10 protein-coding genes are annotated in these 15,207 nt (G+C 40.3%); 6 read left to right on the top strand and 4 right to left on the bottom strand.

The window, feature by feature from the left end; all coding sequences use genetic code 11:
* Window positions 1-99: 99 nt before the first annotated feature.
* The 4 genes from J3U42_RS06760 to J3U42_RS06745 are packed head-to-tail and all read right to left on the bottom strand — an operon-like array spanning window position 100 to window position 4,635.
* Window positions 100-675, bottom strand: coding sequence for a TorD/DmsD family molecular chaperone (locus tag J3U42_RS06760; RefSeq protein ID WP_267336030.1), 576 nt, complete (start codon window positions 673-675; stop codon window positions 100-102).
* Between the two features lie 35 nt (window positions 676-710).
* Window positions 711-1,550: a dimethyl sulfoxide reductase anchor subunit family protein gene (locus tag J3U42_RS06755; protein ID WP_267336029.1), complete on the bottom strand. Its 840-nt coding sequence runs from the start codon at window positions 1,548-1,550 to the stop codon at window positions 711-713.
* Between the two features lies 1 nt (window position 1,551).
* The gene (locus J3U42_RS06750; protein ID WP_267336028.1) at window positions 1,552-2,166 is read right to left on the bottom strand and encodes a DMSO/selenate family reductase complex B subunit; all 615 of its coding nucleotides are present in this window, start codon (window positions 2,164-2,166) and stop codon (window positions 1,552-1,554) included.
* 21 nt (window positions 2,167-2,187) lie between these two features.
* Complete coding sequence (locus J3U42_RS06745; protein ID WP_267336027.1) at window positions 2,188-4,635, bottom strand: DMSO/selenate family reductase complex A subunit; 2,448 nt, start codon at window positions 4,633-4,635, stop codon at window positions 2,188-2,190.
* Window positions 4,636-4,870: 235 nt separating this feature from the next.
* Here J3U42_RS06745 and parE point away from each other — a divergent pair, with 235 nt between their 5' ends.
* From parE to J3U42_RS06715, 6 genes are all read left to right on the top strand, one after another.
* The gene (parE, locus tag J3U42_RS06740; RefSeq protein WP_220218314.1) at window positions 4,871-6,760 is read left to right on the top strand and encodes a DNA topoisomerase IV subunit B; all 1,890 of its coding nucleotides are present in this window, start codon (window positions 4,871-4,873) and stop codon (window positions 6,758-6,760) included.
* Window positions 6,761-6,787: 27 nt separating this feature from the next.
* The gene (gene parC / locus J3U42_RS06735) at window positions 6,788-9,016 is read left to right on the top strand and encodes a DNA topoisomerase IV subunit A (protein ID WP_267336026.1); all 2,229 of its coding nucleotides are present in this window, start codon (window positions 6,788-6,790) and stop codon (window positions 9,014-9,016) included.
* A gap of 1 nt (window position 9,017) precedes the next feature.
* Window positions 9,018-9,854: a co-chaperone DjlA gene (djlA, locus tag J3U42_RS06730; protein WP_220218316.1), complete on the top strand. Its 837-nt coding sequence runs from the start codon at window positions 9,018-9,020 to the stop codon at window positions 9,852-9,854.
* 14 nt (window positions 9,855-9,868) lie between these two features.
* Entirely contained in the window at window positions 9,869-11,311 is a 1,443-nt protein-coding gene (locus tag J3U42_RS06725; RefSeq protein WP_220219663.1) for a TrkH family potassium uptake protein, read from the top strand.
* Window positions 11,312-11,798: 487 nt separating this feature from the next.
* Window positions 11,799-13,367 (top strand): TerC family protein, encoded by a 1,569-nt coding sequence (locus J3U42_RS06720; protein ID WP_366518726.1) that lies wholly within the window; start codon window positions 11,799-11,801, stop codon window positions 13,365-13,367.
* Window positions 13,368-13,873: 506 nt separating this feature from the next.
* Window positions 13,874-15,184: an NCS2 family permease gene (locus J3U42_RS06715; RefSeq protein WP_220218318.1), complete on the top strand. Its 1,311-nt coding sequence runs from the start codon at window positions 13,874-13,876 to the stop codon at window positions 15,182-15,184.
* Window positions 15,185-15,207: the final 23 nt, after the last annotated feature.

Genomic DNA, 15,207 nt, shown 5'->3' with positions numbered 1-15,207 from the left:
GCGCTGCTGGATGTGTAAGCAATCAAATCAATTTACCTAATACGTGTCACATCCAAAACGGTTAATCTCACTAAAGCGATTAATTGTGGTAATAAAGCGTTACAACAAAAGTAAATACTGCTCTGCCACCACGGCTAACGCCCGATAAAATTGGCTAACTTGATTATGTTTTAATTGATCCAGATAAGCTGATGACCAAGTCACTAAGTGTTCATCTATCAGTTGATTCGCTGCTTGCGTTTTTTGCTTTTCCAGCAATATCGCATAAGCGATTAGCATTAAACCAAACTGATCTTCCGGCTCATTCATACCGGTATTAAGCGTTAAACCATGCTGCTGTAAAAATTGACGATAGCGCTCTTGCGATTCCCCCATTAATAGTTTTTCTTGATCCAAATAGACTGACCCCCAAGGTGGGGCGGGCATTTTGCCTTGCCCTTCAAACAATAACGAGAATTGATAATCCAGATCGACATGGCTGATTTGGGTTGCCAATATTTGGCATTGCTGGCTAATAAGTTCTGGATTTTGCCAATCCGCCAGTTGGTCAATATGCAATAAAGCCTCACGCAGCGACTCAACGGTTTGGCTATTAGGTGGATAATAGAAAAAAGCACCCAGTACTTTTGCCAGGGTCGCACAAGTGAGATTATCGAATCTTTTCTCTTTATTCATTGACGTTACTTGTTGTCGGTCAGTTATATTGTTAATTATAGCGGTATCATCCATAAATTATAAAAGGCAATACGGCCGCAAACTTCAGCAATAAACACGCAAGCAAAGGCAGTAAGATAACTTATTGTATTATGTTTGGAACGGTAAATGTTAAAAGCAACCAATAGTAGTGCCACTATGATTAACATGCACTCGGCAATCATCCAACTTGCTTGCGCACAAGCCAGCTCCGGGCTTATGGTCGTCATTAAATTATAATAGGGAATTTTTAATAATATAATCAATACACTACCAATGAGAAAAGCTGCGTTACCTAAACGATATAACCCAAGCATTGCGCTAGCAATTCCACCCAACGCCAGCATCGCTGTATACATTTGAATTGCGGTATAGTTGGTATCCCATGTTTTCACTGTGGGTAGCATGTAAGTTAGAACAATCGTCCACACAAAAACTAAACTCAGTAGGATTAAGGTGATGGCTATCAGCTGGTTGATATAGGGAAAGCGATTAATCTTTAAACAAAGCGGTTTAATCAATTTCAGTTTTTGGCTATCCGGATTGAGAGAAAAGTAGTGGATTAATACTGAGGCGAATGTAACACCAAATACCACGCCAAAAGTGAAAATCTCATTACTCATCGGCGAACGTCCAATCCCATAGATCACATTTAACGCCCGCAAAGGATGCCCTAAATGGAATGAGGCAAGCAGCATACCAATAGCCATAAAAACCAGTGCTAACAGATTAATTTTTTGACGAATAATGGGATTAGCTTGTGAACAATTCATTAAGCAAGATAAGCTGCTTAACAGCACCATTCCGGCAGATAATTGCCCAAATACCGTAAAAAAAACCAATGGTAATTCATGCATATTATACCTCCTCCGGATTGAGCACTTTTCCTTGTGTATCGCCTGAGCTTTTAGCCAAAGCATGTGGTTTGATAACAATATTCGGTTTAGTCAACTCTGCATTAGGCAAAGGGGCAATATTACGTTCATCACCATGACGCTCACGTAATTTCTCTATCTCGTCAAAGTCTAAAGCACGCTGTGGGCAAGATTCGACGCACACAGGCTTTAAGCCTTCGGCTACACGCTCATAACAACCATCGCATTTTGACATAACCCGCTTTTGATGATCAAACTGTGGCGCACCATATGGACAACGCATTTCACAATAGCGGCAACCAATACACACATCTTGATTAACAACCACTAAGCCATCTTGTTGGCGTTTATGCATCGCACCAGTTGGACAACCTTGCACGCAAGTTGGTTGCTCACAATGATTACATGAGATTGACAAATAGTAAGTAAAAGTATCATTTTGCCAAATCCCGTCCACTTGTTGCCACGATCCACCACCGTACTCATAAACTCGGCGAAAATGCACGCCCAGCGCATTATCTTTTTCGTCTTTACAGCTCAACTGACAGGTTTTACACCCGGTACATTTGGAAGAATCAATAAAGAATCCATATTGCATTTTAATCATCTCCCTTTTTAATTATGATGCCGCTGGCATAGTTGATAATGGTTTGATTTCAACCAAATTAGTATGCTGCGAATTTGACTTCGCTAACACTGACGGGCGCAATGAGGTTAAACGATTAATACAACCACCAATATCCACACCAGCAGCATTAGTTTTTGCCCATAGCCCTTGAGGTATAGCGATCACGCCCGGTAATATACGAGGCGTGACTTTAGCCGGAATATAAAGCCGACCACGATCATTAAATACTTCAACTAATTGCCCATGCTTAATTTGTCTTTGCTCAGCATCAATTGGATTAATCCAAACACTACTGGCAACAGCTTCTCGTAGTTGGGGAAGATTACTATAAGAGGAGTGACAATGCCCTTTAATATGAAATCCAATCATTTGCAGCGGATATTTATCGCGTTTTTGTTGATCCTCACTCCCTTCAATAGCAGGCAAATAAGCAGGAATTGGGTAGAGTTTATCGTCCGGCTCAATCTCCCATTCACTCGCTATTTTTGCCAGCGCTTCTGAATAAATTTCAATTTTGCCAGACGGGGTATTTAATGGCTGATTAATCGGATCATCCCGGAATGCTTTTAAGGCAATTTGTGCATCACTATCCGCTAATTTACGATCGACAATACCCTTACCGTCAGTGTCAGCAAAAGGCGGTAAATCAGGATTTTGCTTGCGCATTCTTTCATAGCTATACGCTATCCACTCATCTTGCGTTCGCCCTTCAGTAAATTTATCTTTAACGCCCATTTTTTCTGATAACTCAGTTAACACATCATAAGACGATCGATTTTCCCAAAGCGGCTTAATAGCCCGTTGCATACGAATAACATAATGGTAAGCACCGGATGCATAAGAATTATTAATTAAATCGTTACTTTCCACTGATGACACATCCGGTAATAACAGATCGGCATAGCGTGCTGATGCAGTCATATGAGTATCCCACACTAAGATAAATTCGCATTGAGATTCATCTTGTAAAATTTGGTGCGTTCGATTGAGATCGGCATGCTGGTTACCAATTACATTACTGGCATAACTCCAGATAAACTTGATACCGACATCCAATTTATCTTTACCGAGTATATAAGCATTCTTCGCGGTCATGCTCTGCGGTGATTCGATCGCTTTAGTCCATAAAAAAAATGGAATACTGGTTTTAATCGGATTTAATAAATTCAGACCCGGAACCGGATAAGTCACGCTTCCGCCCCAAGTACCAATATTGGTGCCCGGTTTACCAAATTGACCAGTGATAATAGGCAATATCATAATTGCTCTTGTAGTATGCTCACCATTTTGCCAACGTTGTGCTCCCCAGCCTTGCGAAATCCATGCTGCTTTAGCGTTAACAATATCCAAGGCAAGTTTACGAATTTGTTTAGCGGGGATACCGGTTTTTTTTGCTGCCCACTCCGGCGTTTTCGGTGTTCTATCATCACCTAAACCTAAAATATAAGATTTATAATCACTAAAAGGGGGTGCGCTATCCGGCAATGAATCAGCATTCCAACCCACACAATATTGATTAAGCATTTCCTCATCAATTTTATCTTCTTCCAGTAAAGCATAGCCAATTGCGGCAACTAACGCCGCATCGGTACCGGGTATAATTGGGATCCACTCGGCATTATAGCCAACTACACTTTCGCTACGCCGAGGATCGATAATAATCACTCTGGCTTTACTTTGCGCTAAAGCATGAAACAGTTCCGTTACTTGCCCACCGCCTGACATTCGCGTTTCTGCAACATTATGTCCAAACATAACAACCAAATCTGAATGTTTAATTTGATCGATAAGTGACTCTTTAGCATTGCCATAAATATAAGGCTTAATCGCAGTTATCTGTCCACTTGAGTAATCGCCATGATAATTTAGATAACCACCGATAGTACTTAAAAACCGTCTACAAGCACTGCGTCCGGCGATATTTGCGCCGGTGGTACCTGTTCCATATTGACAATAAATAGCTTCATTGCCATAACGATTAATGGTGTATTTAAGTTTATCCGCCAATAAATTTATTGCTTCATCCCAGCTAATACGTTTAAATTTACCTTCACCACGCTTACCTATTCGCACCATAGGGTATTTTAAACGCTCCGGATCGTAAGTTCGCCAGCGTACCGCTCGCCCCCGCAAACATGGGCGAATTTGATGTTGACCGAAGATAGGGTCATTAATACCGTCTTCGGATGAGATTTTAGTAATAATATCGTTTTTAACATGAACTTTTAGTGGGCAGCGACTACCACAATTGACTAAACAGGCACTGTAAAAAATTTTTTCTTTATTGGTGGGATTAGGCGTGTTACTGTTATCATCCAACTTTGGTTCGGCATAAGCGAAAGGCGATTGAATCGTATTAGTTAGTGCAGCCACGCTACCAATAGCGATTGATTTTTGTAAAAAATCACGACGTGTTATCTTATGTTCTGACTTGCTCATTTGGTTCCCTTATTTCTTATTGGGATAGGGTTATGATAATACTATCGTTACAATAATTAAACTTAAAAAACCATAAAAATTGCCATTAACTTAAAATAAATTAATGAAATAAGAATTATTATCAATTAATGGATGATCATTACAGCTGATTTGTCATTCATTATAAATTTAAATTCATACATCTTAATGAAACATTGGTATAATAAGCCCATTTAATCGAATAATTAGAAAAATTATGTCACAATCCACTTATAACGCCGTTGATATTGAAGTCCTTAAAGGACTCGATCCCGTTCGTCATCGTCCGGGTATGTATACTGACACAGCTCGCCCAAATCATTTAGGGCAAGAAGTTATTGATAACAGTGTCGATGAAGCAATAGCAGGCCATGCTCGTCAAGTTAAAGTCACGCTTTATGAAGATAATTCATTGGAAGTGATTGATGATGGACGTGGCATGCCGGTTGATATTCACCCCGAAGAGGGTGTGCCGGCAATTGAGTTATTACTCTGCCGTTTGCACGCTGGTGGTAAATTTTCGAATAAAAATTACCAATTTTCCGGTGGACTTCACGGTGTGGGTATCTCGGTGGTTAATGCCTTATCAAAACGCGTTGAAGTTACGGTTAACCGTGACGGACAAGTGTACCAAATCGCTTTTGAAAATGGCGATAAAGTGGAAGATTTGCACGTCATTGGTACTTGTGGTCGCCGTAATACCGGTACTAAAGTCCATTTTTGGCCAGACGAAAAATATTTTGATTCGCCAAGATTTTCGGTGCCTCGTTTATCTCATCTGCTTAAAGCTAAAGCGGTGCTTTGCCCGGGACTGGAGATTATCTTTAAAGATAAAATCAACAACACCGAACAACGCTGGTGTTATCAAGATGGCTTAAAAGATTATCTCATGGAGTCCGTTAGTGGTTACACGCTACTACCTCAAGAGCCTTTCACAGGAAGCCATACTGGCGACACCGAAGCGGTTGAATGGGCACTACTTTGGTTGCCGGAAGGTGGCGAGCTGTTAACGGAAAGCTATGTTAACTTAATCCCAACAGTGCAAGGTGGTACCCATGTTAATGGTCTACGTCAAGGACTACTTGATGCAATGCGAGAATTTTGTGAATTTCGCAACCTGTTACCACGAGGCTTAAAACTCACTGCCGATGATATTTGGGAACGCTGTGCTTATGTATTATCAGTAAAAATGCAAGAGCCCCAGTTTGCCGGGCAAACCAAAGAACGTTTATCATCACGACAAAGTGCGGCTTTTGTTTCAGCCATTGTTAAAGATGCCTTTAGCCTTTGGCTAAATCAACATGTACAAGTCGCTGAATTACTGGCTGAAATGGTGATTTCAAGCGCACAAAAACGGCTTAGAGCCTCAAAAAAAGTTATCCGTAAAAAATTGACCAGTGGTCCGGCGCTTCCGGGCAAACTTGCCGACTGCTCATCACAAGATTTGAGCCGAACAGAACTGTTTTTAGTGGAAGGGGATTCTGCGGGCGGTTCAGCTAAACAAGCACGCGATCGGGAATATCAAGCGATAATGCCGCTAAAAGGTAAAATTTTAAATACTTGGGAAGTCTCATCAGACGAAGTATTAGGCTCACAAGAGATCCACGATATCTCCGTTGCCATAGGCATTGACCCGGATAGTGATGATTTAAGCCAATTACGATATGGTAAAATTTGTATATTAGCCGATGCCGATTCTGACGGTTTACATATCGCTACACTTCTTTGTGCGCTATTTGTGCGTCATTTTAAAGCCATGGTTGAACATGGGCATGTCTTTGTTGCTATGCCACCACTATATCGAATCGATCTGGGTAAAGAAGTGCATTACGCCTTAGATGAAGAAGAAAAAGAAGGGATTTTAGATCAACTAAAACGGAAAAAAGGCAAACCGAATGTCCAACGTTTTAAAGGTCTTGGTGAAATGAATCCACTACAATTACGTGAAACCACCATGGATCCCAATACTCGCCGTTTAGTACAATTATCATTGGATAATTCAGAAGAAACGATGGCGTTAATGGATATGTTACTTGCTAAAAAGCGTTCAGAAGATCGCCGTGAATGGTTGCAAGAAAAAGGTGATCAAGTCCAACTTGATGTCTAACATAAAGAATGATTTAGAGGAACAATAATGAGTGAGATAACTCATGACGGAGTAGAGGTTCAGTCGCTACGTACTTTTACAGAGAGCGCATATTTAAACTACTCAATGTATGTCATTATGGATCGTGCACTGCCGTTTATCGGTGACGGTTTAAAACCTGTGCAACGCCGTATTGTTTATGCCATGTCTGAATTGGGGCTTAATGCTCAGGCTAAATTTAAAAAATCTGCTCGTACAGTCGGTGACGTATTAGGTAAATATCACCCACATGGGGATAGCGCCTGTTATGAAGCAATGGTACTTATGGCACAGCCATTTTCCTACCGTTATCCATTAGTAGACGGTCAAGGTAACTGGGGGGCGCCGGACGATCCAAAATCCTTTGCCGCCATGCGGTATACCGAATCACGCCTATCGAAATATGCTGAATTACTATTAGGCGAGCTTGGGCAAGGTACTGTTGATTATACGCCTAACTTTGACGGAACGTTACAAGAGCCGAAAATGTTACCGGCAAGATTACCCAATATCTTATTAAATGGCACCACCGGTATTGCCGTCGGTATGGCAACGGACATACCACCACATAATATCCGTGAAGTGGCAAACGCTGCTATTATGTTAGCAGATAATCCAAATGCGACTTTAACTGAAGTAATGGCTCACATACAAGGGCCGGACTTCCCTACTGAAGCGGAAATCATTACCCCACCACAAGATATTGAAAAAATCTATAAAACAGGTCGAGGCTCCATTCGAATGCGAGCGGTGTGGAAAAAAGAAGACGGCGACATCGTCATCACCGATTTACCGCATCAAGTATCCGGTGCCAAAATTCTTGAGCAGATTGCTGCGCAAATGCGAGCCAAAAAATTACCGTTAATTGAAGATTTACGGGATGAATCGGATCATGAAAACCCAACTCGACTGGTCATTGTGCCCCGTTCAAATCGTGTTGATTTAGAACAGGTAATGAACCACCTATTTGCCACCACCGATCTGGAAAAAAGCTACCGGGTCAATATGAACATGATTGGGCTAGACAATCGCCCGTCGGTTAAAGGTTTAGTTGAGATCTTAACCGAATGGTTAGCCTATCGCCGCAATACCGTAACCAGACGTTTAAACTATCGTTTAGACAAGGTGTTAAAGCGCCTTCATATTTTAGACGGTCTACTTATTGCATTTTTAAATATTGATGAAGTGATTGAAATTATTCGCTATCAGGATGATCCCAAAGCCGAACTGATGCGCCGTTTCGATTTAAGTGAAATCCAGTCTGAAGCGATCTTAGAGTTAAAACTTCGCCATTTAGCCAAATTAGAAGAGATGCGTATCAAAGGTGAGCAAAGTGAGCTGGCAAAAGAGCGTGATCAACTGCAAGCACTGTTATCTTCGCCAAGAAAACTCAGTAACCTTATCAAAAAAGAGTTACAACAAGATGCGGAAAAATATGGCGATGATCGCCGTTCGCCAATTGTTGAACGTAGCGAAGCTAAAGCAATTACCGAACAAGAATTAACACCGTCAGAACCGGTTACCATTGTCTTATCTGAAATGGGTTGGGTAAGAGCGGCAAAAGGCCACGATATCGATCCTGTCGGGTTAAGTTATAAAGCCGGCGACAGCTTTAAGGCAGCAGCCAAAGGTAAGAGTAATCAACCGGTTGTATTTATTGACTCAACCGGCCGTAGTTACGCTGTAGAGCCAAACACCTTGCCATCGGCACGTGGTCAAGGCGAGCCACTTACCGGTAAACTGGCATTGCCGGCAGGTGCTACCGTTGAAAAAGTACTTATGTCAGCCAATGATAATCAGAAATTCTTACTGGCCTCAAGTGCCGGCTATGGGTTTATTTGTCAGTTTAGTGATTTAGTAACCCGTAACCGAAACGGTAAAGCGATTATCAACCTATCAAATAACGCAAATGTGCTTGATCCAGTTGAGATCACCAATGAAGATAGCTTATTGTTATCGATTTCTAAAGCTGGTCGGATGCTAATATTCCCAGTAAAAGATCTGCCGGAACTGGCGAAAGGCAAAGGGAATAAAATAATCTCCCTGTCCGGGGCTGACGATAGCCTAGCTTATTTGCAGTTAATTACGCCGGAAACGTCGATAACCCTATATGTTGGTAAACGCAAACTGACACTTTATCCGGCTGATTTAGAAAAATTTAGAGCAGAGCGAGCACGTAAAGGGACGTCTCTTCCTCGCGGACTGCAAAAGATAGATAAAATAGAGGTGAACGAATAATATGTCTTTAATTTGGGCTATTATTACTGGTGTTATATTAAGCAGTATACTCAAATCAGGTTGGGGCTATGTGTTCGGTTTTTTTGTTGGCCCAATGCTATATCAAGCATTCTGTAATAAATTGACTGAACAAAGAACCCAAGCCAATCCAACCCTATACTTGACAGTTGTATTTGAAGTATTGGGTCATTTAAGTAAATCTAAAGGTGTAGTCACCCAAGATGACATCAACCTTGCTCGCCAATTTATGGACAGATTGCAGCTTGATAATAACAGCCGTCAACTGGCGCAAGAGTCATTCAATCGAGGCAAAGCAAGTGATTACCCACTTAGATCACGCTTACGGGAGTTATATACGCAATACCGTTATCGACGAAATGTACTTAATATCTTTTGTGAACAACTGATACAAGCAGCCTTGAACGATGGCACTTTAGACGAAAAAGAGTCACAAATCTTATTTATTGTTGCTGATGAATTCAACATTCCACGCCGACAAATGGCAATGTATATTCAAATGATGATGGGCAGTTATCATTTTCGTCAAGAAAATTATTATGATCAGCAAAATCAATATCAACAAAGCAATAATTATGGTGGTTATCAGGGACGTTCGGCGCAGTCCGATTTACAAAACGCTTATAAAACGTTAGGCATTGAACCGAATGCCGAAATAGCCGTAATTAAAAGAGCGTATCGTAAATTAATGAACGAACATCACCCGGATAAATTAGTCTCAAAAGGTTTACCCAAAGCGATGCTTGAAGCAGCCAAAAAGCGAGCTCAAGAAATTCAAGCTGCTTATGATCTGATAAAAGCATCTCGTGGATTTAAATAGAGATTAAAACAATGATGCATTGGCGCTCAATTATTCGAATTATCGGTCTACTTATTGCACTACTGTCAGTCTTTATGTTACTGCCGGCTCTAGTGGCATTAATTTATCGTGACGGCGCTGGTGCGATTTTTGTTCGTTCATTTTTTGCAGCTTTGATACTCGGTTGCCTATTATGGTGGCCTAATCGTAATCATCGCCATGAGCTCAATACCCGAGAAGGTTTTTTTGTTGTTGTCCTGTTTTGGTTAGTGTTAGGGACGATTGGCGCTTTCCCTTTTATTTTTGACAATCATATCAATCTCAATTTAAGTACTGCGTTTTTTGAATCGTTTTCCGGTTTAACCACAACTGGCGCAACAACCATTGTCAAACTCGATCACTTACCTAAAGCACTACTGTTTTATCGGCAATTACTCCAGTGGCTCGGTGGTATGGGTATTATCGTGTTAGCTGTTGCCATATTACCATTATTAGGGGTCGGTGGCATGCAGCTATATCGTGCTGAAATTCCCGGACCACAAAAAGACAGTAAAATGCGCCCACGTATTGCCGAAACAGCCAAAACGCTGTGGTCTATTTATATCCTACTGACCACATTATGTGCCGTAAGCTTATGGTTTGCAGGCATGAATGTTTTTGACGCTATATCCCATAGCTTTTCAACCATTTCTATGGGCGGATTTTCCACCCACGATGATAACCTTGCTTACTTTAATAGTGCGACAATTAACTATATCGTTACTATTTTCCTTATTTTATCCGGCTGTAACTTCGCTCTCCACTTTGCCGCCTTTAATGGGTTTTCACTCAAGGTTTACTGGCGTGATCAAGAGTTCAGAACGTTTCTTTTTATTTTGCTGATACTCATTGCTATCTGCGCTTTTGTTATCTTTTTCTATAAGCCACATCGACTGAGCATTGATAAAATTGTCTTGCAAGTGGTGTCTATCTCCGCAACCGCTGGCTTTTCTGTTGATGATATCAATACCTGGCCTTCCTCATTACCGCTATTTTTACTTTGTGCTTCATTTATTGGCGGTTGTGCCGGTTCAACCGGTGGTGGTTTAAAAGTGGTACGGGTGCTGCTGTTATTCATGCAAGGATCGCGAGAACTAAAACGCCTTATTCACCCTAATGCCATTTACACCTTAAAACTCAATAATCGGGTAGTACCTGAACGCATTATTGAATCGGTTTGGGGATTCTTTTCTGCCTATGCGCTGGTATTTTTAGTCAGCCTTTTTATTATTATGGCAACCGGTATTGATGCAACGGACTCATTTTATATTGTCGCTTCATCTCTCAATAATTTAGGCGTCGGTCTTGGTAGCGTTAGCGATAATTTTGCCAATGTCAGCGATCCTGTGAAATGGGTAATGGTGGTGGATATGTTATTTGGCCGACTGGAGATCTTCACACTCCTGGTTTTATTTACCCCAACCTTCTGGCGAAGTTAATTTTATACTAAAACATAGGTGTTTTCTGAAACTTCTTGTCAAACGATAATCAATACTATTGAAAACTCATTTAATAGTGATTTTTATCATTAACAAATAGCGAACGATTTAGTGTAATTGATGTTGGGTAATCGATTTGGTTTGGTTTCTTTTAAATAATAAATAAACTTTTTTATACTTAAACATAGGTGTTTTCTGAAACTTCTTGTCAAACGATTATCAATACTATTGAAAACTAATTTAATGGTGATTTTTATCATTAACAAATAGCGAACGATTTAGTGTAATTGATGCTGAGCAATAGCTTTGGATTTGGTGTCTTTTTTAAATAATAGATAAGCTGTTTTTATACTAAAACATGGGTATTTTCTGAAACTTCTTGTCAAAATAATTAAAAATTACAAATATTTTATTGATTATTTAGCCAATTACAGACAGAATTATCGGGCAGCATGTGCTGTGTTTATTAGAGGTAATCACCTGACATATGGAATGGATCATGGATCCTACAATCTGGATTGGTTTATCCACTCTGGTTGTACTTGAAATCGTCCTTGGTATAGATAACATTGTTTTTATTGCCATCCTTGCCGAGAAACTTCCTCCCAACCAACGAGATAAAGCACGCGTCACAGGCCTTGCTTTCGCTTTAATTACGCGAATTGTGCTATTAATGTTTACCGGTTGGTTAGTCACCTTAACGACCCCACTGTTTTCACTCTCCGGTATCAGTTTTAATGCTCGTCAATTGATTATGCTTATCGGTGGGATATTTTTACTGTTCAAAGCGACAATGGAGCTTAATGAGCGGTTAGAAGGCGCCTCTCATCAAGACGGTAAGCCAAAAAAGACCTCGCACTTTTGGACAGTCGTGGCACAAATTGTAGTACTTGATGCGGTATTCTCGCTCGATTCAGTCATTACCGCCGTTGGCATGGTTGAAAATATTCCGGTTATGATAATTGCGGTGTGTATTGCAATTTGCATCATGATGGTTGCCAGTAAACCGCTGGCTTATTTTGTTAATTCCCATCCAACCATTGTTATTCTTTGTTTAAGCTTTTTATTAATGATTGGTTTTAGTCTGGTGGCAGAAGGATTTGGCTTTGCCATACCAAAAGGCTATTTATATGCTGCTATTGGCTTCTCAATAATGATAGAGTTCTTCAATCAATTGGCAATCTTTAACCGTAAAAAAGCACTCAACAAAAAACCATTGCGGGAACGGACTGCCGAAGCGATTTTACACTTATTAAAAGGTGATACTGAAGAAGATTCAGATAACAGCTCGATAGATGATGATTCTGATAACAACAAAAAAGAGTCGGTTTTTAATGATCAAGAGCTTAGCATGGTAGAACGTGTGTTAGGATTAGCTCAACGTTCAGTCAGTAGTATTATGACCTCACGATTAAATGTCGATATGGTCAATATTAATGATGACCGTGAAGTGATACTAAAAGAGATCTTCGACAATCCTCACTCTCGTTTGGTGGTCACCGATAACGATTCGATTGATGAGCCTTTGGGTATCATACAAGTTAACGATCTTTTAAAAGACGTCATCCAAAACAAAGAGCCTATTGATATTGCATCACTGATCAAACAGCCGCTCATTTTTCCTGAAACGGTCTCTTTACTGGTTGCGTTAGAGCAATTTAAAAAGGCGAAAACCCATTTTGCTTTTGTTGTCGATGAATTTGGTTCAATGCAAGGGGTGGTCTCGGTCACCGATATCATTGAAACCATTGCCGGTGATTTTCCGACGGAAGAAGAGGAAATTGATGCCAAACATGACATTCAATGCCTTGAAGACCATACATGGATTGCCAATGGCTATATCCCGGTCGAGGAACTAGTCCGATTTGTACCCATTCCAATTGATGATAAACGTGAATATCACACCTTAGCCGGATTATTAATGGAAAAAGCCCAGCATCTACTCGAAGTGGGTGAAACCATGCAAATTGGTGATTATCTTTTTGAAATTGCACAGATCGAAAGTCACCGGATTTTGAAAGTGAAAATTACCTTAAACAAACTCGATTTAGGTTAAGCACTTTCACCACCTTTTTAGCTCACTAAGGTGAGCTAAAAAGTAAAATTTATCCTGCCTCGTCAAAACAAGATACAAAGTTTGCTAGTAGCAAAACCCTATTGATGACTTCATCAAACTAGTTACCCTAGGTGCGCTTAACCGAGAAAGCCAACATCAGCAAATCGATTTAGCTACCACTCAATATTGAAACATAAGATAAAAATATCGCCAAAAACACCATTTCAAATAGAATCAAAACATCACCTTCAAATAATTGAAAGCAGGTCGAAAATGATAGTCCCATAGTTACTAATCTTCGAATCGTTAATCGCAAACCTTTAGAATAACGCTTGACCAAACTGAATAACTAGCAATAATAACGCAGTGAGATATCTGTTTATTGTAAGATGTCGCGCTGTCTCGCGACATCTTTTCTATTTTTATCTGTCACTGATGCGGGTAAAAATAACAGCAACATATTAGATAAACAATCATTCTTAATAACCAAAATTGGGCCTTAACTTATGAATTCAATATTCGAAAAAATATTTCAATTGAAAGAAAAGAAAACCACCATTGGTACCGAAATTATTGCTGGATGCACCACCTTCCTTACTATGGTCTATATTATCTTTGTCAATCCTTCCATTTTATCGGCAACCGGCATGGATACCTCAGCCGTATTTGTGTTAACTTGTGTTGTTACTGCGTTTGCAACCATTTTAATGGGCTTATTTGCAAACTTACCTATCGCACTAGCACCGGCTATGGGGCTTAATGTATTTTTTGCCTATGGTATTTGTGGCGCAATGGGCTACTCATGGCAAGTTGGTATGGGGGCAATCTTTTGGGGATCGTTAGTCTTTTTTGCATTATCGTTATTTAAAGTGCGCCATTGGCTAATTGAGCATATTCCGCAATGTTTACGAGTCGGTATCAGTGCAGGTATCGGACTATTTATTGCGTTTATGGGCTTTCAAAATATGGGCATTGTAGTTAGCTCGCCTGCAACACTCTTAACCTTAGGTAATATTTTATCGCTAAAAGTATTACTTGGTTCATTAGGCTTTTTCATCATTATTATTTTAGCCGCTCGCAACTTTCATGCTGCCGTGCTAATTTCAATCTTTGTAGTCACACTATTGGCACTTTGGCTTGACCCTAATATCACCTATCAAGGCATTGCTTCAGTACCACCTAGTGTTACCAGTGTTGTTGGTCATGTCGATCTGGCCGGTTCTCTAAATGTGGGCATTATGGGCGTTATCTTTTCAATAATGATTGTCAGCTTATTTGATTCATCCGGCACAATTTTGGCACTCACCGATAAAGCAGGTATTTGTGATGAAAAAGGGCGTTTCCCTAAAATGCGTCAAGCGTTATTAATCGATAGTTTCAGCTCGTCACTTGGCGGACTATTTGGTACCTCTTCAGTTTTAACCTACATTGAAAGCTCGGCGGGTATTTCAGTTGGTGGTCGCACCGGTTTAACCGCTGTGGTTGTCGGCATTTTATTTTTAATGATGACATTCCTATCGCCATTAGCTCACTTAGTACCAAGTTACGCTACTTCTGGCGCCCTGATATTTGTCGGTATTTTAATGGTATCAAGTTTGGTTAAAGTTAACTGGTCAGATTTAACCGATGCGACACCGGCTTTTATTACTGCTTTAATGATGCCGTTTGCCTTTGCTATCACCGAAGGTGTGGCGCTCGGTTTTATCTCTTATGTGGTATTAAAAACCTTCACCGGTAAATTTAAAGAGTTAAACCTATGTGTCATTATTTTTGCCGTGTTATTTGCACTGAAATTTATTTTTATTGATCACCATTAATGGCTGAATACTACTTCTACCGT

Origin of the sequence: Gilliamella sp. B2923 (genome assembly GCF_026536565.1) — a bacterium.
Lineage (GTDB): Bacteria > Pseudomonadota > Gammaproteobacteria > Enterobacterales > Orbaceae > Gilliamella.
This window is presented reverse-complemented; position numbering and strand designations above follow the sequence as displayed.